Source organism: Pseudodesulfovibrio piezophilus C1TLV30 (genome assembly GCF_000341895.1).
Taxonomy (GTDB): domain Bacteria; phylum Desulfobacterota; class Desulfovibrionia; order Desulfovibrionales; family Desulfovibrionaceae; genus Pseudodesulfovibrio; species Pseudodesulfovibrio piezophilus.
Genome location: NC_020409.1, coordinates 252,015 through 275,158, shown reverse-complemented (window position 1 = coordinate 275,158; position 23,144 = coordinate 252,015). Strand labels below are relative to the sequence as shown.

Annotated in this window: 16 protein-coding genes; 5 read left to right on the top strand and 11 right to left on the bottom strand. The window is 45.6% G+C overall.

The annotated features are described in order from the left end of the window. Positions 1-44 precede the first annotated feature (44 nt). From BN4_RS01375 to BN4_RS01355, 5 genes are read right to left on the bottom strand one after another with little or no spacing between them, the layout of a single operon-like run. Positions 45-2,312, bottom strand: a complete 2,268-nt coding sequence (locus BN4_RS01375; RefSeq protein ID WP_015413560.1) for an acetyl-CoA carboxylase carboxyl transferase subunit alpha/beta — start codon at positions 2,310-2,312, stop codon at positions 45-47. After that, positions 2,313-3,731 (bottom strand): biotin carboxylase N-terminal domain-containing protein, encoded by a 1,419-nt coding sequence (locus BN4_RS01370; protein WP_015413559.1) that lies wholly within the window; start codon positions 3,729-3,731, stop codon positions 2,313-2,315. Between the two features lie 12 nt (positions 3,732-3,743). Beyond that, a complete protein-coding gene (locus BN4_RS01365) occupies positions 3,744-4,127 on the bottom strand; it encodes a PilZ domain-containing protein (protein WP_015413558.1) in 384 nt (127 codons plus the stop codon). Between the two features lie 45 nt (positions 4,128-4,172). Next, the gene (locus BN4_RS01360; protein WP_015413557.1) at positions 4,173-4,916 is read right to left on the bottom strand and encodes an OmpA/MotB family protein; all 744 of its coding nucleotides are present in this window, start codon (positions 4,914-4,916) and stop codon (positions 4,173-4,175) included. Beyond that, positions 4,917-5,669 (bottom strand): motility protein A, encoded by a 753-nt coding sequence (locus tag BN4_RS01355; RefSeq protein WP_015413556.1) that lies wholly within the window; start codon positions 5,667-5,669, stop codon positions 4,917-4,919. It abuts the gene before it with no gap. 89 nt (positions 5,670-5,758) lie between these two features. On the opposite strand from BN4_RS01355, the gene BN4_RS01350 reads away from it, so the two are divergent. Both BN4_RS01350 and BN4_RS01345 read left to right on the top strand, forming a co-directional pair. After that, on the top strand, positions 5,759-6,598 hold the full coding sequence (locus BN4_RS01350; RefSeq protein ID WP_015413555.1) for a purine-nucleoside phosphorylase: 840 nt from the start codon (positions 5,759-5,761) through the stop codon (positions 6,596-6,598). Positions 6,599-6,662: 64 nt separating this feature from the next. After that, the gene (locus BN4_RS01345; RefSeq protein WP_015413554.1) at positions 6,663-7,325 is read left to right on the top strand and encodes a FlgO family outer membrane protein; all 663 of its coding nucleotides are present in this window, start codon (positions 6,663-6,665) and stop codon (positions 7,323-7,325) included. Between the two features lie 43 nt (positions 7,326-7,368). On the opposite strand, the gene BN4_RS01340 is transcribed toward BN4_RS01345, so the two are convergent. Both BN4_RS01340 and BN4_RS01335 read right to left on the bottom strand, forming a co-directional pair. After that, positions 7,369-9,543 carry a RelA/SpoT family protein gene (locus BN4_RS01340; RefSeq protein ID WP_015413553.1) on the bottom strand — a complete coding sequence of 725 codons (2,175 nt, stop codon included), beginning with the start codon at positions 9,541-9,543 and terminating at the stop codon, positions 7,369-7,371. A gap of 15 nt (positions 9,544-9,558) precedes the next feature. Continuing rightward, on the bottom strand, positions 9,559-11,193 hold the full coding sequence (locus tag BN4_RS01335) for a peptide-binding protein (protein WP_015413552.1): 1,635 nt from the start codon (positions 11,191-11,193) through the stop codon (positions 9,559-9,561). 193 nt (positions 11,194-11,386) lie between these two features. Between BN4_RS01335 and BN4_RS01330 the strand changes: the two genes are divergently transcribed. The 3 genes from BN4_RS01330 to BN4_RS01320 all read left to right on the top strand — a co-directional run bounded on the left by BN4_RS01330 (position 11,387) and on the right by BN4_RS01320 (position 18,188). Further along, on the top strand, positions 11,387-14,596 hold the full coding sequence (locus tag BN4_RS01330; RefSeq protein WP_015413551.1) for a DEAD/DEAH box helicase: 3,210 nt from the start codon (positions 11,387-11,389) through the stop codon (positions 14,594-14,596). 117 nt (positions 14,597-14,713) lie between these two features. Then, the gene (locus BN4_RS01325; protein ID WP_015413550.1) at positions 14,714-15,601 is read left to right on the top strand and encodes a hypothetical protein; all 888 of its coding nucleotides are present in this window, start codon (positions 14,714-14,716) and stop codon (positions 15,599-15,601) included. A 313-nt stretch (positions 15,602-15,914) separates the two neighbouring features. Then, positions 15,915-18,188: a GGDEF domain-containing protein gene (locus BN4_RS01320; protein WP_157871235.1), complete on the top strand. Its 2,274-nt coding sequence runs from the start codon at positions 15,915-15,917 to the stop codon at positions 18,186-18,188. Between the two features lie 48 nt (positions 18,189-18,236). Here the strand turns inward: BN4_RS01320 and ettA are convergent, their stop codons facing one another. The 4 genes from ettA to BN4_RS01300 all read right to left on the bottom strand — a co-directional run bounded on the left by ettA (position 18,237) and on the right by BN4_RS01300 (position 23,132). Next, complete coding sequence (ettA, locus tag BN4_RS01315) at positions 18,237-19,919, bottom strand: energy-dependent translational throttle protein EttA (protein WP_015413548.1); 1,683 nt, start codon at positions 19,917-19,919, stop codon at positions 18,237-18,239. A gap of 99 nt (positions 19,920-20,018) precedes the next feature. Further along, on the bottom strand, positions 20,019-20,849 hold the full coding sequence (locus BN4_RS01310) for a thiamine pyrophosphate-dependent enzyme (protein WP_015413547.1): 831 nt from the start codon (positions 20,847-20,849) through the stop codon (positions 20,019-20,021). 17 nt (positions 20,850-20,866) lie between these two features. After that, the gene (locus BN4_RS01305) at positions 20,867-22,552 is read right to left on the bottom strand and encodes a 2-oxoacid:acceptor oxidoreductase subunit alpha (RefSeq protein ID WP_015413546.1); all 1,686 of its coding nucleotides are present in this window, start codon (positions 22,550-22,552) and stop codon (positions 20,867-20,869) included. Positions 22,553-22,625: 73 nt separating this feature from the next. Then, entirely contained in the window at positions 22,626-23,132 is a 507-nt protein-coding gene (locus BN4_RS01300; protein ID WP_015413545.1) for a ferritin, read from the bottom strand. Positions 23,133-23,144: the final 12 nt, after the last annotated feature.

Below are 23,144 nucleotides of genomic sequence, written 5' to 3'. Positions count from 1 at the left end.
TCTTATTTCCTTGCATAGAATAATTGTAAAGCCGCCGAGGCAAGCTACCGATAATATAAGTTGCGTCCCCCCATGGTCAAGAGCGACTGGTGGAGGTTCTTCCTGACTTCCCGACGATCCCATATCCCATGAATATGCCCGCGTGACAACGCATGATATGCACGGTGATAATCAGGCGGAACAACCATCCCTGTCGTCTCAGCTATCACACCAGGACCAGCAAAGCCTATGTTCGAGGACTGTACTGCAAATTGATATGGAGAACAGCCGAGAAAACTTGCGACCGGTCCGGCATAGGAATTGGTATCATAGAGGACGAGATAAAGACCTCCGGCATCAATATAGCGACGAACTGCAATAGTGCAACGAGGCATCTGGATAACGCCATTAACGCCTTCCTGAATGCGAATCCCAGCTGTTCCATGAACATAGGCAATGAAGGGTTGCCGTTTTCGACCAGCACGTTCCGCCGCCCGAATAAATTTTTCACCTTCCGCCGCACCAACGCTCCCACCACGAAATGGAGCACATAAGACAGCCACAACAGTTTGTACGTCTTCTATGGTCGTTTCAAACGTAATACACGCTGATTTGAGTCCTGTCTTTGCCTTGGCCTTATCCAGCTTTGAGTCAAATTGCTCATAGCCCAAAGGATTCACTGATTCAAGTTCCCGATTGAACTCCTTCCCATGAGTATACTCGAACACATTTTTGAGATACCAACGGTATTCCATAGGAAAATGATGTCCACAACTGGGACAAACGCCAGCAAAATCTCCATAGAGATCAGGCCCCCACAGATCGGGGCAATGATGTGTCCTAAAATTCGGGCAGGAAAGAGTCCTGTCTTCCTGACTTCTTGGACTTGTCCATGCCCACGAACTGCCCACCAAACAGGCTCCATCTTCAGGACAGGAAAGTCTTGTCAGCATATCTCTGACTTCGTCCCCTTTTCGTCCTTCCTGTTCATGATTGCCTGGAAGAACCTTATCGAGCGTCTTCTTCAATGGAATGAGCAAGTTATGACGAACAAGATGGGCTTCTGCCCCCAAATCCTCCACCATCGCATCCAATCTTTTTTTTTGCTTGCCAAGTAAATCATGTCGAACAAATGAGTGAGCAGCCTCGACTGTTCCTCTTGTTGCTGTAACAGCCCTTTTCAAAAGTCCGGTGCCATCGAGTCTCGCGTGTCGACTCATGGCTCGATACTTGCATTGTCGCAACTCAACCAACCGAGTCAAGGCCGATTTCGAAAGATTCCAGCGCATGTAAATGGATTCCGCGTCATCTGTCTTGCTGGCGCGAACCGCCATAGCTCGATAGAGTTTCATGGATTTGACTTCACTCACGGCCTCATTGGTGGCTTGTATCAACTCCCGTCTTAATTCTCTAAAAAATTCATAGTGATTCGGACGCGCTCCCAGAGGAGGCTCTTGCAGGATTCGATCAATATACCCGTTGTGGAGATTATCTTCGGCCGTAATACAAAGCTGTCTGGCGCACTTTGCAATCAACTCGGGAGTAGCCCGTTTTCCTCTACGTAGACCGCCTTCAATCGCTGCTGCCCCCTCGGGGGAGATCACTGAATAATATCCATGCGACAACATGATTCGTCTATCTCCCAGACCGATAGCCTCAGCCCCCCCGGACCCTCCTTCAGAAAAAACGGAAATCACCGGGGCTCTCAACCCTGCCATCTCATAGAGATTTCGTGCAATCTGCTGGGCTGCACCAGGCCAATCTTCCACCGGATAAGCACCAGGAGTAAAAACAAATGAATGGACTGGGATATTTTCGGTCTCAGCAACCTTCATATAATGGAGGGCTTTTGCATTTCCCGAAGGCTTGACCGAACCACCATTGCGAAAGGATTCTCCGTGGCCTTTTTCCTGGCCGATAACCATGACCATCTGCTTGATAGCCTTGTCACCAACTCGCCTCACAAAAAGAGCACGAGCTATCAGCATTGAAGGATCGATATTAAACTCACCACGACCACCTATTTCGGTATAGTTATCGTAGACATTCTCAAGAATATCTTTCAGGCAGATCCGTTGTGGATGACGAACAATACGAACCCGATCCATGGGAGTTAGTTGGGTATCAAGTTTGCGCTCACAAAAATCAAATAGGTCCTCAAGCCGAGTCATTTCCTCTGCAAGCACACTCCCAGGAAGACCTAGTTCTCGATCGAGGAGATCATTCAATTTGGCAGAGAGCAACCGGATATTGTCGTCTTCCTTTGAACCAAAAATATCACGTATATACGCCAGCCGATCTTTCAGCCCCTGGATTCTTCTATCAATATCCATTTAGAACTCCAGAATCCTGTTCGTCTTTTTTTTAAGAAAGGCTATGTTGGTGTGGAAATTTTCTTCTCTGCCGCCAGCGGTCCCTTCCAGCACAAGTTCTTCAAGAAACTGAAGGCCACGCGCCTTGGCGTCATCCAAATCTTTACCCCAAACAATTGCCAGGGCGAGATTCGGATCGTACTCCATTGGAATTTCGTACTCTTCCCCCTTAGGAACATGAGTGTGAACCTCTAACCAATCATGGTCCTGCCAACCAAGTCGGGTAATTCTTCCGGCACACGGCGTGAATCTATGCTCCGTATTTTCGGACACTATGCGATATTCAATTCCAATGCCTTCGAAAGTAATATCATCCTGCGTATATCGGAGAGGCTCTCCAAGAGCCAGACGCAATTGTTCAGTTATAATATTAACAGTCTTTCCTTGCACCCGTGATATGATCGATGAAACCCCATTCTCAACTTGAATACGAGTATTAACCTCCATGAGGAATGGCTCCCCTTTAGGGGTAACAATCCACTCCCATGTTCCGACGTTATCATACCCGGCTTCATGGGCCATGGATAAAGAATACTTCGTGATATCAGCAAGGACTGCGGCCGCATCAAACGTATATGGTATCACGCCTGGTGCAAACCCCGGAGCTACTTCCAGTCTTTTCTGCTTTCCACTACTCTGAATCGAACAGTTGCGTGTACCAAAATGAATCTGCCGGCCGGTACCTCGCTCACAAACAATCTGGACTTCAAGATGATTGAAGTCAAAAATTCGCTGCTCAATCAGGACGCCTTCATCACCAAAATTTCGCTTGGCATAATTACGTATACGGCGAAAAACAGAGCGGAACTCTTCAAAGCTCCCGACCTCTTCAATCCCCATTCCCCCGCCACCAGCCGACGCCTTGACCATGATGACGCCATCAATAACTCCCTGTGTGGCCTGAAACTCAAAAAGGCTGGCCGCTATTTCCTCAGCTTCAACCTCACTATAAACGGGCCTGTCAGAACCTGGTACCGTTGGGACATCAAGACTTCTGGCGATGCGTTTGGTGTTGATCTTGTCACCCAAATCTCGAATAACCCACCAGGAAGGACCAATAAATTCCATCGGCCTGTCTCGCCGCACAACTCGCCGAGCAAAACGAAAATCTTCAGCAAAAAAACCATAGCCGGGATGCAGAGCTGTAGCCCCGGCATCATCTGCCACAGCAAAGAGTTCATTGGCATCCAGATAGGAAATTATTTTGTAGACGCCCCCCTCTCCAGCCAGTTCCCGTGCCAAATGGACATGTGCGGAATCCCGGTCTTCCTGCGTATATACACAAACAAAATCCAGGTTGAGCTGTGTACATGCACGCATAACGCGCATGGCAATCTCACCCCTGTTGGCTATAAGGACCTTATGTTGGTCAATTGTCATTGGATGTCCTGGCTATTCTTGTTCGCGTTGCTTTTTACGCAACTCTATAAGCCTCTTTTGGACTTCCAAAACAAGCTTGTCGAGCCTTGACTGTTGCTGCCGGCTCAAATCAACAAAATTGATCCCAACAATCCCGTTGTCAAGGACACGCATCACTTCAGCATTGAGTCTCTTAAGAAACAACTTGTCATTGATCAACAACTCACAATCCGTAAATTGTCCTTCTTTGAATCCCTTATCCAAATCCAGCACGGCAAAACCTGTCGCGCTCAGGTCTTTGACCTCAAAACTTTTGTCCAAGGCGGGGAATTGTACGCTCAGCCCAGGAACCCGTGTTCTGAAAGCTTTTCTAAGATGGTCGTCACCACCTGTGGACATTTCGATATCGAATCCCATAACTACCCTCAATAATGATAATAATCTTACACCCGCATAGGAACCTTACTGGCCCATGACACGTTTTTCAAGCACGAACTCAACTCGTCTGTTTTTTGCTCGATAATCGTCTGTCGTATTCGGATAGATAGGATTGAGATAGGCCAGTCCTGTGGCAGTCAACCGGGTAGATTCGATGCCCATTTTGAGTAATTCGCGCAAAACACTGACAGCTCTCAGCGCTGAGATTTCCCAATTATCTTTGAAACGAGACCTTGATGATGGACGACTGTTGTCGGTATACCCGATAATTTTGATGGTCTGATCCTTGTGTTGAATGAAGAAATTTTTGAGTTCTCTCACCACCAATGCCCCCTTTGGCGAGAGATCAATCTGTCCCGAACGAAACATAATATCCCCCGGAACTCGTAGCGTGATTACACCATCCTCAAAATTGGCAGAAACAACGCCTTCAACACCTTTTTTTGTCTGAAGCGTTTTTACCTCGGCAAAAACTTTACGCTGTGATTCAATTATTTGCCGCCGCATGAGGGCTTGGTCAATCAGTACCCCGGCTTCTTCCTGAGATATTTTGCTGGTGGAAATCTTATCCAGCTTGCCCTGAAGAGCTTGTGTCACAGAAGAAAACGTTCGAGAAAATTTTTCAGTATCCAACGTGGACATGGAATAAAGAAGGACAAAAAAGACAAGAAGCAGCATTGAAAGATCCGCAAAAGTCGTGAGCCATTCAGAACTTTCTTCCTCTTCCTCTACTGGAGGATCAAAAGCATCATCGTACCGATCACTCATTTATCTGGCCTCTCGTTCATTCGGCGCCAAAAAGGATGACAGTTTTTCATATACCAGACGGGGATTATTGTTTTCAAGAATTGATTTCGCTCCCTCAAAAATAACCTCAAGATGCAATTGTTCCTGAAGCGTTCTTGCCTTGAGCTTTGCGGCGATGGGGATGAAAAACAATGTCGACATAGCGCTCCCATAAAAAGTCGTGAGCAAAGCCACAGCCATTGCTGGTCCAATGGTCTTTGGATCGTTCAATTGTGATAGCATTTGAACAAGTCCGATCAATGTTCCCATCATTCCGAATGCAGGAGAGAGAGCCGCCAATCGTTTGAAAACATCCTGCCCCACTTGATGACGCCGCCGCATGGAATTGATCTCAATTGCAAGCGTCGTCCGTATTATTTCGGGGTCAGCATTATCAGCGATAAGCTGGCATGATTTTTTGAGAACCATATTTTCGGTCTGTACATTTTCCAAAGCGACAAGCCCTTCCCGGCGGCTGATTTCAGCAACTTTAACCATGATATTGACCACATCACGAACCTTTGTTTTCCGCTGAACGAACATCTTGAATGCAGCAGTAAAGGCTTGTATGACCTCTTCAAACGGAAAAGCGACCATGATGGAGGCAATTGTTCCACCTACAACTATCATCATACCGGGAATATTAACAAAAACATCGACAGCGCCACCAATGATGATCGCACCTACAATAAGAGATAATCCAACAGCAAGACCGAGAAGCGTTACAATATCCATAAAAAGAGCCTATCCTTGGTTCTATCAGGACTATTCCAGGAAAACGTTCATAAAGCACTCAAACAGATGCTTCAATCTCAGGAGTCCACGTGAAATACATCAAGAAGATACAACACTCTGCCGCATATATACAAGAAAATCTAGGCAAAATTCAAGACGGAACTGTCGCGCTCATGACAGGAACCGGGTTAGGGAAATTGACGGATGCAATCGAAAACCCCACAAGTCTCTCCTATGATGTCATTCCAGAATTTCCGGTTTCCACAGTGAAAAGCCATGCAGGTCAACTGATACAGGGAACCATCAGCTCTATTCCCATTCTGGCCTTACATGGACGATTCCACCTTTACGAAGGCCTTGATGCTCGACAAGTCGTTCACGGGATCCGAACCCTCGGAGAACTTGGTATCAAAAAGCTTATATTGACAAATGCAGCCGGGGCTCTCAATCCTTCCTTTCTTACAGGCTCTCCCATGCTGGTCGAAGACCATATCAACCTGACGGGCACAACTCCATTGCGCGGAAAAAATGAGGACAACTGGGGGAAAAGGTTCCCCGACATGTGTTTAGTTTATGACAAGCAATTTCGAAAAATAGCGAAAGACAAGGCCCTTGAACTTGGTATTCACATAGAACATGGTGTATTCATGCAGATTATGGGACCTAATATGGAGACTCCGGCAGAAACAAGAATGTACCGAAACCTCGGAGCCGATGCCATAGGCATGTCAACATGCATGGAAGCCATCGCTGCGCATCATATGGGCATTCGAGTACTAGCTATCTCCTGCCTGACAAATAAAAATTTGCCGGACTGCATGAAGGCAGCTCCTTTGGAACAGGTTATAAGCCAAGCCGAACAATCTTCAGGAGCAATGACAAAACTTATCTGCGCGATCCTAAAGGAAATACATGAAATTACCGAATAAACAGTAACACTGACAATTTTATTGAGATTGTAACCTTCGAAACCGAGAAATAGGACGGGACCGGATGAACAGAGCGGCACTCTTAAGTATACTTTTTGCCATAATTATCATGACGTCCGGCTGTGGCAATCGCTTTTGGGAAGACACCAAGGACACAGTCGGCAACACCTATGATTATGTCTTTGATTCGACTCCCACGGCTCGATCGTTTCATCATCAAGAAGAAATTCCGATTATTGAGATAAACTATGCAGCCGCAGATGTTCTGTATTCGAATACCAACCATAGGGAACTGGCCGCTCATTCGCCTGTCTATGTAGAAACTTTTACAAATCGTAACAACCCCGCCGACACCTCAATCTTTGGCGGTATTGTCACCGAACAAGTAGCTGACCGCCTCGTTCAGCGTGGTATCGTCATCTCCGCTGGCACTCCGGAAGCCCACGAATACTTTCTCCCACACGGTACAACAAAAGAAATGTACACGGACCCGATCAAAGGTACAGTCGCAACTCTTCCACCTCGTTCAGGAAAGCTTACTGGGTATTATGTCCTGGGAGACAGTTATATATACGTCAATGCAAAAATAACCCGTCTTGATGATCACGCTATCATCGCAGGACATAATTGGACAATCCCTATAACCAACAACATACGCGCCATGCTCCCACAACTCAGTCTACCTGAAAATGGTTTAAAACCTTCGGTCAAGACACACTTTCAATAGAGACAGTCAAAGCTCTTTTCTTAGCTAACGAATAAAAAACGAATCAGGAAACACGAAGTGCTTCACGAACGGCTTTCAGTGCCTTGACCTTGGTCAATGCAGAATACAGCTGATTCAAATCTCGGACTTCAACGGTGAACTCCAATTCTGAAGTCCCATCAACCATTGATTCAAATCTCCCTGAATCAATATTTACATCAGACTCTGCCAGCATAGAACAGATCTTACCAAGCATCCCCGGCTTGTTAAGACATTTGACCTTGATTTTTGTTGGGTATGGTTTTTCCTCGACCCCTTCCCAACTGACCTGAGTCAGCCGTTCATCTTCAAAATGTTTGACATTATGACAATCAATCCGATGAATAGTGACGCCCCTGCCGCGAGTAATATAGCCGATGATAGGTTCACCTGGAAGAGGATTGCAGCAACTGGCAAAGCGAACTAAAATATTATCGATACCCGAGATCTGAAGGCCATCCCCTTTAGGCTTCTTTTGCGTTTCCGATTGAGGGGCATGCTCCTTGATCTTTGGCTTCCGTAAATCCAGGGCTTCTCCGTGCATAATAGCATAGAGACGTTTAAGAACTTTGCGAGGTGTATATCGGGAAAAGCCAACCTGCGTGAGCAACTCATCCACACTCCCGCTATTAAATTCATCCAAAAGATGGAGAAAATCCCCATCTTTGATGGCTTTTTGAACATTAATCCCCAGACGACGACCTTCTTTTTCCAGAAGCTCTTTGGCCAAGGCTATAGCCCGTTCTTTCTCAACGGTTCTGATGTAATGCTTGATGCGCGTCCGAGCTTTTGCCGTTTTGACGAATTTAAGCCAATCCCTGCTCGGAACCCTGTTCTTATCTGTGATAATCTCTACGGAATCGCCATTTTGCAATGTACTGTGCAGTGGAACAATCCTTCCGTTCACTTTAGCACCTGCACAAATATCACCGACCTCCGAATGGATAGCATAGGCAAAATCAACAGGCGTGGCACCATCCGGCAACTCCTTGATATCACCATTCGGAGTAAAAACATAAACTTCATCCTGAAACATTTCCAGCCGCAAAGAGGACATGAATTCTCGCGGGTCTGACAATTCCCGCTGCCAATCCATGATCTGCTTCAGCCAAGTATACCGTTCGGCGTCCCGAGTGCCAGCGGTTTTCCCTTTTTTGATCCCCTTGCCAACCTCTTTATATTGCCAATGAGCCGCCACACCATATTCTGCAATCTGGTTCATCTCATCCGTACGAATTTGAACCTCTATGCGTTCTCCGTCCGGACCAATCACAGTTGAATGCAGACTTTGATACATATTAGCTTTCGGAATGGATATATAGTCCTTGAAACGACCGGGGACAGGACGCCACGCAGCATGGATCAAGCCGAGAACAGAGTAGCAATCCTTGAGAGAATCAACGATGATACGAAAAGCAATCAAATCATAGATTTCATCAAAGGTCAGTCCCTGTTGCTCCATTTTGACATGGATTGAATGAAAATGCTTCGTCCGCCCATAAACACGCCCTTTGATTTTATTTTTATTGAGCATGTTCTGAATCAGATCAATGACTTTATCGATATAAGGCTCACCGGCTGCTCGATGCTCTGAAACGGCATCGGTCAACTGCTCGAAGACATCAGGTTTGAGATATCGGAGGCACAAATCCTCCAATTCCGTTTTAACCCGGTGCAAACCCAGACGATTTGCCAGGGGGGCATAAATATCCTGTGTCTCCTGGGCGATAAGTCTCTGCTTGACTGGTTTCATGTATTGCAGAGTTCGCATGTTGTGCAGTCTGTCCGCAAGCTTCACCATGAGTACTCGGATATCCTCGGCCATAGCCAGAATAAGCTTACGAATATTTTCTGCCTGCTGAACAGCCTTGGATTCAAAATCCATCTTGGAGATTTTGGTCACGCCGTCAACAATATCAGCGACATCCGAACCAAAAAGTTCTTCTATCTCATCGACAGTGGTATCCGTATCCTCCACCGTGTCGTGAAGAAGACCTGCTGCAACAGTTGCCTCATCAAGCTGCATGTCAGCCAGTAAATTGGCAACGTTCATGGGATGTGAAATATATGGCTCACCGGAACGGCGTACGACACCATCGTGGGCCTGAGCTGAAAAAACATACGCCCGTTGGATGAGATCCAAATCGGGATGATCTATGTAGGAAGACACCTTATCGGTGATCTGATTAATGCGAATCATGAGGCCTAACTTGGGTTACTGTAATAGCTGGTACGATGTGGGAATCCACCACTTGGTGAAATTATATGCAATGCCGGCCGGAGCCGCTTTTATATTCTGCACACGAGCTTGCACGATTGGCAAGGCTTTCGCCACATACAAAAAACAATATGGAACATCATCATGCAGAATTTGCTGCACTTCATCATATATTGGCTTTCTTTGCTCCTGCCCGACCATTTTTCGGCCTCGCACAAGGAGGTCATCAAGTCTGGCGTTGGTATAACGCGTAAAATTCAAGCCCCCATCAACCGCCATGGAGGAATGCCAGACACTGAAAATATCTGGATCCTGCAAGATGTTCCATCCCAGAATAATCGCGTCAAAGCGCCCCTTATTCACAAATTCCTTTGTGAAGGCAGCCCATTCAATGGTTCGAAGATGAACAAGTATACCGATTTCCCCAAGACGTTGCTGTAAAATAACACCAGTCTTGATACGCTGTGTATTCCCTTGATTCGTCATGATGGAAAAGGCAAAAGGCGTGCCGTCCTTGTCCAGAATCCCGTCTCCGTCAGAATCAATCCATCCGGCATCAGCAAGAAGTTTTCGAGCTTTTTCTGGATCATAAGGTCTCGGCTTGACATCTTTATCATATTGCCATGTCCCTGGTTTATAAGGGCCATTTGCAACTTCTCCAAGTCCGTAAAGAACCCCTTTCACTATCTCCCTGCGGTCGATGGCATAGTCGATTGCCTGCCGAACCCGTACGTCCTTAAAGAAAGGATGTTTCATGTTGAAGCCAAGAAAAGTATACCCGGAAGAAAGGAATTCAAATTTATTGAAACTTCTGTCCCATCCAGGCCCGGATGTCTGATAGAGATACTGGAGTGGCGTCAGCCCCATCGTATCAATATTGCCTGCTTTCAGTTCAAGAAATTGTGTGGAGAGATCAGGAATTATACGATAGACAACGGTTTCAATATATGGCTGGCCTTCGAAAAAATGAGGGTTTGCTTCTAAAATAACTTGTGTTCCAGGTTCCCATTTTTTGAGTAGGTAGGGGCCAGCACCAACAGGCTCACGACTATACTTGGTGTTCAGAAGGTCTTCCCCTTCAAGAACATGTTTGGGTAATATATCCGTTGCCCATGAAACCAAAGCTTTAGCATATGGCTCTTCATATTCAACTTCAAACGAGAAGCGACCTGTTAAGCGAAAAGTTTTCACTGCCTTAAAATTTGTCGCATACGGCGTAGGTGTCTTTGGATCAATGGTGAGTCGATAGGTAAATTCAACATCTTCAGCTGTTAACTGAACTCCATCGGTCCAAAAGATGTCTTTACGCAGTTTGAATTTTATGAGTTTTCCTCCTTTCTCCACAGAAAAAGACTCGGCAGCATAGGGAACAAGGTTGATATTCTTGTCGTATTTCAATAGACCGACATAAATTTGAGAAGCGATGTCATGAGAGGCGCTATCTGATGCAAGTATGGGAATCAGATTACTTGGCTCACCAATGGATGCCTCAATGAATTTGCCTCCAGACTCAGGAGAAGCAGAAATCTCTGCCAGCATTACCGGTTTTACAGGCGTAGCCGGGCCACTCTCACCGCAGGCAGCGAGGAGCAGAAAAGAGAAAAATATGATAACAGTAAAACGCAGACTCATTTTTCCTTGCAAAATTGCGGGGGTTGAATCATATAATTGTGAGTGCATCGGCCAGTTCGGTTACTATGAACCAATGGGTATGAAAAGCCAAGTAGCCGAGTTCAAGAAACATATTTTCTCCATCTTGCCGAATGGGGTGGATCAGGGTACATATTCCTGTCCAATACGGGAAAGCGATAGGAAGAGTTGATTGATGAGTAGCGGTGAAGAACAAATAGTCAAGTCCATTTTGCAGGAATTCATTGGCGATAGCGTTCCAGAATATATTCTGGAGGGTGCCAATGCCATTGTGGCCACAAACGGCGTTTCCAAGCTTGATCTCAAAAAACGAGATCAATACTGGGACATCGATGGCCAGGTTCAGGGTGATGATTTTCAGAACTACACGTCTGAAGTCGGCCTGAATCTCAACGAGCAGACCATCAATTATTATTGTAACTGCCCGGATTCCTTCTCCGGTGTGTGTCGCCATGTTGCGGCAACAGCCGTCAAACTTCTCAAATCTCTTAGTTCGGAGCCGGGCGAACAGGTCCCTATCCCAAGGACGGACTGGAAACAAACTTTCCGCCCATTCTTTGCCACGGAATTGGAGCCGGAAGCTGGAAGGCACTATGTCATATACCGAATATATCCGGAATTAGGCCGTCTTCAAGTCGCCTTCTTCAGAGCCCGACAAAATAAATCCGGAATTTCTCAGGTACAAAATGAAGTAACTTTGGCCCAGATTGTCGAGAATCCTGATTGGTGTGACACGTGTCCGGCCCTGCCCGGTGTAGCTGAGCAAATCGGCCACTATCTTGATTATTGGGGACACAAGGTTGAAATTCCTGCTGGACTTCACTCATGGTTTTTCCGAGCTGTCAAAGGCGAATACTACCTTTACCTCAGGGAATCGGACAAACCGATCACCATCGAATCCAAAACCATGCAGTTGAAACTATCACCTGCCTTGAACGAAGATGGTCTAAATTTTGACATATTGCTTTCACGCGAAGACAAAATGCCCTTCTCCATTACCAATGAAGAAGAGATTTATTTCTATGGGCGCCTCCCCCTCTGGGTTTATTATAAAAATTCCTTCTATCCTGTTCAGACTGGGCTTGACCCAAAACTGGTCCAGGGAATGGTTGAGCAAAAACCCATAGTTCCCCACGCAGACGTCTCAGAATTTCTCGACAGAGTGTGGACACAGATACCAGTATCTGACCTGTACGGTCAGGAGGATTTTCTTGAACGTGTGGGACCCATTTTCCAAAAAGCGGATTATAATCCCAAATTGTATTTGGATGAAGAAGGTTCCCTGCTGGTACTGAAGATTCAAAATATCTACGACAATGAGCACGGTGAATTCATCATGCCTGGGCCGAACCCGGATTTACAAACCGGAAGCTACCACGATGGAGGAAAATCCTACCTCATAAGACGTGCTCAGGACGAAGAAGCACAACTCATGACAGAGTTGCAGGAAATGAATTTCCAGCCAAGAAATAACCACATTTGGTTCATGGAACAGGAAGAGGCAATTAATTTCCTGCTCGACTTCTATCCGCAACTCGTTGAAGCCTACCGAGTTTACGGTGAACAAAATCTGACTCGATACAAGGTGCGGACGACACAGCCGCAAGTCGTGGCCGAAGTCGAAACCGATGAAGAAGAGAAATGGTTCAATCTGGAGCTTTCGGTCGAATATGATGACCAGCGTGTCCCCATAGAGGTCATATGGGAAGCATGGACCAAGGGGAAACGATATGTTCAACTCAAAGACGGCTCATACACAAGCCTGCCTGAATCATGGCTGAATAAACTGGGGCACAAGCTCAAAACCCTCGGATTTGACCCAGAAAAAGCTCCTAAGTCCCAGTTTAACCAGTATGAAGCTCCGATTCTTGAAAAGATACTTGAAGATCTGCCACAAGCCCAGACTGATGAATTCTTTGTTAAGTTGAAAGAAAAGATAAACAATTTTGAAGAGATAAAAATAGTTTCCCAACCCAAGGAACTTCAAGCCACACTCAGACCTTACCAGGTTCAGGGATTAAGCTATCTGAACTTTTTACGCGAATATGGCTTCGGTGGTATTTTGGCCGATGAAATGGGGCTTGGAAAAACTATCCAGACATTGTCCTATATTCAGTCATTGGTGGACAAAGGAATCACCGGGCCGAATTTGATTATTGTTCCGACCTCTGTTTTGCCAAACTGGGAACGTGAAGCACAAAAATTCGTCCCAAATCTTAAGCGGCTCACCATATATGGAGCCAAACGCGATGACCTTTTTCAATATATTAAGGAATCTCATCTCGTTATTACCACATACGCCCTCCTTCGGCGGGACTTGGAAGAACTCCTTAAATATGACTATGCCAGTGTCATTCTTGATGAGGCTCAGAATATCAAGAACCCCAACACGATTACGGCCAGATCAGTCCGAAAACTGGAAGCGGGTTTACGGGTTTGCCTGTCAGGTACGCCTATTGAGAATAATCTTTTCGAATTATGGTCACTCTTCGAGTTCCTCATGCCGGGTTTCTTGGGATCTCAGCACTCGTTTCAACGTGGTATCGTCAAACCCATCAAAGATGGAGATGAAGAAACTCTTGATTACCTGCGCACCAGAGTAAAACCCTTTATCTTGAGACGCACCAAATCCGAAGTTGCCAAGGACCTGCCTCCCAAGATTGAAACCACACATTATTGTGAGCTTGTTGAGGAACAACGAGAACTCTACAATGCACTGGCCATGAAACTGAAGGATCAAGTTTTGAGAGATGTCGAAGAAAAAGGCATGGCCAAGAGTCAGATGTCTATTCTTGATGCACTCCTGAAATTGCGTCAGATTTGCTGTCATCCTCGACTCCTCAAACTGGATATGCCTGGCGTTTCTACCAATCTACCTTCTGGCAAGTTCGATGCCTTCAAAGATCTTGTCGTAGACATTATTGAAGGCGGTCACAAGGTGCTTGTGTTCTCTCAATTTGTCCGAATGCTACATGTTATTCGCAACTGGCTGCAAATTAGAGAAATTCCTTTCACATATCTTGATGGATCATCCAAAGATCGTTTCGAGCAGGTTGACCGTTTCAACGACAGCCCGGATATTCCGATCTTTCTGATCTCTCTCAAAGCTGGTGGCACAGGTCTTAACTTGACGAGTGCGGATTATGTCATCCATTATGATCCTTGGTGGAACCCAGCTGTGGAAAACCAGGCAACAGATCGTACTCACCGCATAGGACAGAAAAGACAAGTGTTCGCATATAAAATGATCTGCCAGCACACGGTCGAAGAACGTATATTGAAACTGCAAGAACAGAAAAAAGGTGTTGCCGAAGCAATTATTCCAGGACAATCCGCTCTGAAAAGCCTGACGCGTGATGACCTGGAAATGCTATTTGAAATATAGTTACAGAAGCATCCACCTGATAGAAATTGTTCCTGTTTACCTTGTTTCGACAAGTTTTTACGCCTTTTTCATTGAGGTGTAACAATTAGTTCTGAGGATTTTACTATAGGGTGAATCATGCAGCCTTTAACGTTCATATATGATACTGCCACACACATTTTCGACCCGCTTCACTATTTCTGGGAGCGCGACGAAACTCAGCGTTCAGTAGCAGGCATTCTTGTCATCGTCTTTTTCCTGGCTTTAGGAACCATTGAAATGAAGCGCCAGGGGTGGATCACCGGCCCTGTTGCCGACATGATTCCTACAAGCCATTACATGGCTATCAACCTGGCTTTTACCCTTGTCCTGATCCTCGAAGTAATCAGTCTGATATTCACCTTACCGTGTTCCATCTCCAAAGCCGTAGGCAAACAATTTGAGATATTGGCCCTTATCCTTTTGCGAAGCTCTTTCAAGACTCTCGCAGGGTTCCCAGAACCCATCACTATTACAGGCCATGAACAGGAGCTATGGATCATCCTCTCTGACGGGGGGGGAGCTATTGCGATATTCGGTTTGCTCGGAGTCTATACACTACTTCGCCAACACCTTGAAGATACTGTTACTAAAGGACAAATCCTTTTTAAATTTGTCGCAGCAAAAAAGATTGTTGCTCTCTCAATGCTTACCATATTCATCGGGATGGCAATAAAAAACGGACTGCTCTTCCTGCACGGAGAACAACCCTTTCATTTTTTCCAAAGTTTCTACACAGTCCTGATATTCAGTGACATCATGCTTGTCCTTATAGCGCAACGGTTCCTGCCTGAATTCCATGCTATTTTTCGCAACTCAGGCTTTGCCCTCGCAACATTACTGATTCGTCTAGCCTTAACTGCTCCACCATTTTACAATGTCCTCATTGGCATAGGATCGGCAAGCTTCGCCTGTGTACTCACGCTTGTATATAATACATTTTACTCCAGTGGTTCGAAATATCGCGGAAAAATGGTTGGGAAATAATTTTCGGAAAAAGAATGAGTCATTCAATTAAAAATCCCCCAGCCATGGCTGGGGGATTTTTAATTGAATGACTCCAAACAAAGTTTTTTCCAGAGAGCACAGAAGAATTATAGAGACCTAATCCTCCCAATTTTATTATTTTTTCCCTTTATGTATCCCATTCTTATTTTACGCCTTTTTATATGTCACAAAATCACTCGTCAATTGTCACTGAGCAGTAACAATAGAGTCTTGGAGAGATGTAGGAATAAGGAACTTGAATTTCGGTTAACCAGAAACACTCAAAAAAAGAGTTGGTTTACGGAAGGGAAAGATGAATAAGTCCTTGCTCGCAAGATTCATGCAGAATTGGAGATTTACAGACCAAGGGGATACGATGCATATGGAGCTACCAGACGAAGTGTTGCAAAAGAAACGCTTCGCTCAAAATACTGTCTTCACGCTTATTCTCATAGCAATAAAAGATTATTATATTCTCAAAGAGATGTATGGAACCAGTTTCATCGAACAGCTAGAATTCGAACTGAAACAAATTCTCAAAGATGAGACAAATAACTCCAATGAAATCGATATAACCTCAGTCGGTCCTGGAGAGGTCGCCTTCCTTTCTCCTCAGAAAAATGCCCCCGCTGACGTCGCTTATGAATTCAAGACCCAAGCCCAAAACGGTCTTAAAAAAACCATGTTTCGCCAAACGGGTCTCGGAATCGACCTTGGGATGGGCTACGCAACGATAGAGATCGGTGAAAAGAATGCTGCGGAAGAAAGCTTCCCCGTAGCCTTAGAAGAAGCAAGGCGGATGATCCGTATTCCCCTGAACATGAAAGGTCTTTCTATTGCCAGCAGATTTAATACGATTCTTTCGCAAGGCTTGGTTTCAACAAAATACCAACCAATTCTCAATTTCAAAACTGGATCTATACTGGGATGGGAAGCTTTGACACGAGGGCCGCAAGGGTCTTCTTTCAGATCGCCTGTCATTCTCTTTGAAACAGCAGAACAATTAGGCCGCCTTTTTGCCTTGGAAAAACTGTGTCGAGAATCAGCAATTGCACATGCCGGAGAACTGCAAGCTGGACAAAAACTTTTTTTAAATATTCATCCCAAAACAATGGCAGATCCTGAATTTACACCAGGAAAGACTCTTGAACTCATGGATAAAGCCGGACTCAATGCAGACAATGTTGTTTTTGAGATTACGGAAAGACACAGTGTTCAAGAATTCGATCTTTTCTACCGCACTCTTGATCATTACCGAAGCCAGGGGTTCAAAGTGGCAGTTGATGATGCAGGTGCCGGGTATGCTGGGTTAACAACGATCGCAGAACTACAACCCGAATATATAAAATTGGACAAATCGCTTATTGACGATATCCACAAGGACCCGGTCAAACGAGCCTTAGTTGAAACAACGGTGACTTTTGCGGATAAAATTGGATCTCAGATAATTGGTGAAGGTGTCGAGTCAATGGAACAAGCTGTTTGCCTGAAAGATATAGGGGTACACTGTGGACAGGGCTTTTTCATGGCTCGCCCTGCATTTCCAAAACCGGAATTGACAACATCCTGTCAAGAACTCCAATCCGTCGGCGATATAGCTAACAAAAGCATCACATGCTCATTACCAATTGGAGACTTGGCAAAACCGCCACATGCCATCACACCAACTCATCTCGTTTCAACTGCACAAAGTTTTTTTAAAAAGAACAGCCGATTCTCAAGCATCATTGTTGCAGAAGACAATATCCCCAAAGGACTTGTCATGGAATATCATCTCAACAGACAGCTTTCGTCGCAATACGGCATAGCTCTTTATTATAAACGGGCGATTGAAACAGTCATGGACCCTACACCACTCATGGTAGATATCGATATGCCCGTTGAACAAGCGGCTCGGAAGGCGATGAAACGAGAACCTCTCAAAACATATGATGATATCATCATTACCAGAAAAGGTTTTTTATACGGTGTCGTTTCAGTTCAGGATCTCCTCAACGCAATGGCAAAAATCCAAGTTGAAATGGCTAAAGGAACAAATCCACTCACAGGCCTTCCCGGAAATGTTTCCATAGAACAAGAAGTTGAAAGTCGCATCCAACAGAAAAGGCGTTTCAGTATTATTTACGCAGATCTGGATCACTTCAAGGTTTATAATGACACATATGGATTCAAAAATGGCGACCAAATCATACGGCTGGCTGCCGATATTATGAGCTGGGCCACAAAGAAACACGCAGGGCAAGAAGCTCGTCTCTGCCATATTGGCGGCGATGACTTTGTCTTGATAAGTTCTCCTGAAGCAGTGGAGAAGTTCTGCACATCGGTAACACGCTGTTTTGGAAGACTTGTCAGGAACTGCTATTGTGCTGAAGATAAAAAAAGAGGTTGGATCAAAGCCAGAGGAAGAGATGGAATGGAACGGAATTATCCTCTTGTTTCAATCTCTCTCGGTGTTATTGAAATCTGCGGGCAGTGTTCCTTGATGGAAATTGGAGAACGAGCCGCACATATCAAGAAATTTGCTAAATCAAAACCCGGAAATTCAGTCGCTGTGGACAGGCGTCCTCCATTGGGAACAGAGAAGTGAAAAGACTCTCCCCTTTGCAGAAGAGAGCCTTTGTACACTCATATCGACTTAACGAGTTAACTTTCTGAATTTAATGCGGTGGGGTTGTTCTGCGTCCACCCCAAGACGTTTTTTACGATCTTCTACATAATCGCTGTAGTTACCCTCGACAAACTCAACCTTTGAATCACCTTCAAAGGCAAGAATGTGAGTAGCGATTCGATCCAAGAACCACCGATCATGACTGATAACGAGAACACAACCCGCAAAATTCTCCAACCCATCTTCCAAAGCTCGCATGGTGTTGACATCGAGGTCATTGGTCGGCTCATCCAAAAGCAAAACATTTGCACCGGATTTGAGCATCTGAGCCATATGGACTCTGTTACGCTCTCCTCCAGAGAGAACATCGACAGGCTTTTGCTGGTCTGATCCCGCAAAATTGAAACGAGAACAATAAGCCCGTGCATTGATGTCCCGATCTCCAAGCTTGATAAACTCTGCACCTTCACTGATAATTTCATAAACAGACTTCCCAGGTATCAGAGACCCCCTATTCTGATCAGCATAGGCAAGTTCGACTGTCTGCCCGACAATCACTTCACCTGAATCCGGTTTTTCCTCTCCATTAATCATTTTGAATAAAGTCGATTTACCAGCCCCATTGGGACCGACAATCCCAACAATAGCATTGGGAGGAATAATAAAATTCAAATCTTCGACCAAAACCTTGTCACCCATTGTTTTGGCAACATGTTCTGCGCTAATGACCTGCTTGCCAAGATGCGCTCCCGGTGGAATATAAATCTGAAGATCATCAGCTAAACGCTGGCTTTCATGACTCACCATGGCCTCATACGCATTGATACGCGCCTTTCCCTTAGCACGGCGTCCTTTAGGGGAAAGCTTGATCCACTCGAGTTCACGCTCAAGAGTCTTCTGCCGCTCAGCTTCCTGCTTTCCTTCCTGAGCCAGCCGATTTTGTTTCTGATCAAGCCAGGACGAATAGTTTCCTTTCCAAGGGATACCACGTCCTCGATCGAGTTCCAAAATCCAACCAGCAACATTATCAAGGAAATATCTATCATGGGTGACTGCGATGACAGTCCCTGGGAAAGTTGAAAGGAATCGTTCCAACCATGCAACGGAGTCTGCATCAAGATGATTTGTCGGTTCGTCGAGCAAGAGGATATCGGGGGATTGTAGCAGAAGGCGACAAAGTGCAACTCGACGCCTTTCACCACCCGAGATCACCGAAACGGATGTTTCTCCAGGAGGACACCGCAACGAATCCATAGCCATATCTAGCTTGGAATCAATATCCCAAGCCCCCTTGGCATCCATGAGTTCCTGTACCTGTCCCTGACGTTCAATCAGAGCATCCATTTCTTCCGCTTCCATGGGCTCTGCAAATTTGTCATTTATCTCATTGTATTCACGAATGATCTCCATGACTTCCCCGACGCCTTCTTCAACGACCTCACGGACTGTTCTGGTATCATCCACCAAAGGTTCCTGCTCCAGATACCCAATACTATACCCATCTTTGACATGGATATCACCATCAAACTCAATATCCACTCCTGCAAGGATCTTGAGCAGCGAACTCTTACCAGAACCATTTAACCCAAGAACGCCGATTTTAGCCCCATAAAAATAGGAAAGTGAAATGCTTTTCAAGACTTCGCGTTGCCCATGCCGCTTGGTAACCCGATTCATGGAATAGATAATTTTTTCAGCTTCGTTGCTCATTCATACCTCGTTAAATACGATTTATCTTTTGCGAGATGCTTCGCAAAGTTGCCTTGATTTGTAAAGAAGAAAGGGGCCATTCAGCCCCTTCCTTCTTTATTATGCGAAAGTTTGAAGTATCTTCTTCAAGTCGTCTTTTTCGTACTGAAGTGTTGCCAGCTTACCGACATTTTCAAATTCCGCTTTATCTTTTTTAAAAAGAACACCAAGAGGAATTTTATCAGGAAATTCATCAGCTTTCTTCAATGCCGCATGCCAATCTTCCGGATCATGATCTTCCAAAATATAGCTGCGCTCTTTGTACCATGTGAACGTGTTAACTTTGTTAAACGAAACGCACGGCTGAAAAATATCGACCAAGGAAAAGCCTTTATGCTGGATAGCTGCCTTAATCATATCAACTAAATGATCTGGCTCACCGCTAAAAGCCCGCGCGACAAAACCGGCCTTCATGGCAATGGCAACCGCGACGGGGTTAAAGGCTTCTGATGCGGCACCATCCGGCTGGGTTTTTGTCACCTGTCCCTTGGTGGTCGTTGGGCTAGCCTGCCCCTTGGTAAGCCCATAAATCTGATTATTATGAACCAACAAGGTAATATCAAGATTCCTTCGAATTGCGGCAAGGAAGTGATTCCCACCCTCTCCATAGGAACATCCATCCCCCGATTCACAAATGACAGGCATCTCCGGATTTGCCATTTTCATCCCTTGGGCAACTGGCAGAGAACGCCCATGGAGACCATTGAACATATTACAATTCATGTAGTGAGGTGCCTTTGCAGCCTGTCCGATTCCCGAGGAAACCATGACATCATGTGGAGCAAGGTCCATTTGCACGAGCGCGTTTTTCAAACTCTTCAGAATGGAAAAATTTCCGCATCCAGGACACCACGAAGTTTCGAATTCACCATATTGCTCTATGGAGACCATCTTTTACTCTCCTCGCTTTAAATGATGCTGTTGAGACCTTGTATGATATATTGCGGAGTCAATGTCCGCCCATCAAACCGAAGAATGGAACTCCCGACAGTAAAACCGGTTTCCTGTGTTACGAGACGAGCGAACTGCCCTGTTGCGTTCCCCTCTACCGAGACAACTTCACCGGCCTTTTCAAGGTAATCCATAAACTGTTCTTCTCGGAGTGGATAAACCTGTTTAAAATGAAGAACAGCGACAGTTTTATTTTCAACCAACTCCGAGGCCTCCAGGCAGGCTCCCAAGGAAGATCCCCAGCACATCAGCAAAATATCTGCCCCTTCTTCTCCATAATAATCAGGGCCAATGACATCCTCATGTAACCCTGCCGCCTTGGAAAGCCTTTTTGAATTTTGCTGAACTCGATTTTGCGCATCCTCTGTTATGATACAATCCTCGCTATGCTCGTGAGAATCAGCTCTCACTACGGCTTCACTAAACCCAGGAATTAAGCGAGGAGAAACGCCATCTTCAGTCAACTTATACCGGAGATATGGTTCTTCACCCGGCTCAAGCAACGGCTCTGTTATCTCCGGCAAAGAATCAATATCAAACATCTCAACGGCTCGATATGAATCAGCAAGATATTGATCAGACAATACGAATATGGGTGTCTGGTATTGCTCTGCCAAATCAAATGCACGGTGTGTCAGGTAAAAGCATTCTTCTATGGTTCCTGGAGCGAAAATAGCCCGGGGAAATTCCCCGTGTCCGGCGTAGAGAACAAGATTCAGGTCTGCCTGTTCGGTTCGTGTCGCCATACCAGTCGCAGGCCCAGGCCGTTGAACAACCACTGAGACCAGGGGAGTTTCCGAAACTCCGGCCAGACTTATGGCCTCAACCATGAGAGCAAAACCGCCACCGGATGTTGAGACAATAGCTTTGGCTCCGGCATATGAAGCGCCGATAGCCATATTAATTGCGGCTATTTCATCTTCAACCTGCTCATATTTCAACCCCAGCGCTCTTCCCTTCAATATCAAATTAGTTGCCACGGTGGTTGCTGGAGTCATTGGATAAAATGAAAGGAAATTACATCCGGCCGCTAATGCTCCCATGGCAATGGCCTCGTTCCCATTCAACATAATTCTATCTGTCCCCACATCAGAGGGGGAATCAATCTTCACACAAGAAAAGGTCTGCTCTTCCACCCAGGAATAAGCGGCTTCCAGCACTGTGACATTGGCCTGGACAACATCATCACCTTTCTTCTTGAAAGATTGTGTCAACAGTCCTTCAACAATAGAAATATCCATGCAGACTGCCGCAGCAAGCACACCTAAAGCGACTGTATTATAAAATAACGGCTTCGCTGCTAATGCTTTGAAGGGGACGGATAAAGAGCGATACTCTCCCGTATCAATATCATCCCCAGCTATGATAACTGCATTTGAAGACAATTTGTCTGCGTGCAAGTCAACAGTTTCAGGGGTTAATGCCACCAGGATATCGATTTCTTCCGTCAGTGACTCCACAGCTGTTGACCCAACGCGGATGGCAAAGGTGTTATGGCCTCCCCGGATACGCGACATGTAAACTTGATTGACCAGCAGATGATACCCTGCACGAGTTACAGCTTTAGACATGAGTTGGCCGATTGTGGCGAGACCTTGACCGGCTTCGCCACCAATAACAATATTGATACTTGTGTCAGACATTGCGACTCCTTTTTACTGCGTCGTCAAAAAGACCGGAACAGGACATCCTGCACCGGTCATTGTCTTCCGTGAGTTAGGCATTTGTCGGAGGTGTAAAGACTCGAGTTCCCAAGTCTCTATCCAGCATAAACAACCCTCCGCCGTCGCCAACCAATTTCAATTTTCCGACGATATCACCAACGGTATCTTCTTCTTCGATTTGCTCTGAAATAAACCATTGCAGAAAGATACCAACAGCATGATTCTTTTCTTCAACCGCCAAATCAGCAAGAGCATTAATACGTGCAGTCACGCCCTGTTCATGCTCAAGAGCATCCTGAAAAGCAGCAAGAGGCTTTTCCCAAGAAGTCTGTGGGGCTTCAATGGTCCCAAGAACAGCACGCCCGCCAGCTTCATTAATATAGTTGAAAAACCTCATGGCATGAAACATTTCTTCCTGATACTGGGCATACATCCAAGCCGCAAAACCACCCAGACCTTCCTCTGCAAAATGGGAAGACATAGAAAGATAAATATGAGCAGAATAGATTTCCCAATTCATCTGCTCGTTGAGAGCTGCTTCAACTTTTTCACTCAGCATGGTGTCTCCTTC

Excerpts from the sequence above, each read along its gene's own strand:
- BN4_RS01375 (WP_015413560.1), bottom strand. The coding sequence starts at position 2,312 with ATGGATATTGATAGAAGAATCCAGGGGCTGAAAGATCGGCTGGCGTAT.
- BN4_RS01370 (WP_015413559.1), bottom strand. The coding sequence starts at position 3,731 with ATGACAATTGACCAACATAAGGTCCTTATAGCCAACAGGGGTGAGATT.
- BN4_RS01365 (WP_015413558.1), bottom strand. The coding sequence starts at position 4,127 with ATGGGATTCGATATCGAAATGTCCACAGGTGGTGACGACCATCTTAGA.
- BN4_RS01360 (WP_015413557.1), bottom strand. The coding sequence starts at position 4,916 with ATGAGTGATCGGTACGATGATGCTTTTGATCCTCCAGTAGAGGAAGAG.
- BN4_RS01355 (WP_015413556.1), bottom strand. The coding sequence starts at position 5,669 with ATGGATATTGTAACGCTTCTCGGTCTTGCTGTTGGATTATCTCTTATT.
- BN4_RS01345 (WP_015413554.1), top strand. The coding sequence starts at position 6,663 with ATGAACAGAGCGGCACTCTTAAGTATACTTTTTGCCATAATTATCATG.
- BN4_RS01340 (WP_015413553.1), bottom strand. The coding sequence starts at position 9,543 with ATGATTCGCATTAATCAGATCACCGATAAGGTGTCTTCCTACATAGAT.
- BN4_RS01335 (WP_015413552.1), bottom strand. The coding sequence starts at position 11,193 with ATGAGTCTGCGTTTTACTGTTATCATATTTTTCTCTTTTCTGCTCCTC.
- BN4_RS01330 (WP_015413551.1), top strand. The coding sequence starts at position 11,387 with ATGAGTAGCGGTGAAGAACAAATAGTCAAGTCCATTTTGCAGGAATTC.
- BN4_RS01325 (WP_015413550.1), top strand. The coding sequence starts at position 14,714 with ATGCAGCCTTTAACGTTCATATATGATACTGCCACACACATTTTCGAC.
- BN4_RS01320 (WP_157871235.1), top strand. The coding sequence starts at position 15,915 with ATGAATAAGTCCTTGCTCGCAAGATTCATGCAGAATTGGAGATTTACA.
- ettA (WP_015413548.1), bottom strand. The coding sequence starts at position 19,919 with ATGAGCAACGAAGCTGAAAAAATTATCTATTCCATGAATCGGGTTACC.
- BN4_RS01310 (WP_015413547.1), bottom strand. The coding sequence starts at position 20,849 with ATGGTCTCCATAGAGCAATATGGTGAATTCGAAACTTCGTGGTGTCCT.
- BN4_RS01305 (WP_015413546.1), bottom strand. The coding sequence starts at position 22,552 with ATGTCTGACACAAGTATCAATATTGTTATTGGTGGCGAAGCCGGTCAA.
- BN4_RS01300 (WP_015413545.1), bottom strand. The coding sequence starts at position 23,132 with ATGCTGAGTGAAAAAGTTGAAGCAGCTCTCAACGAGCAGATGAATTGG.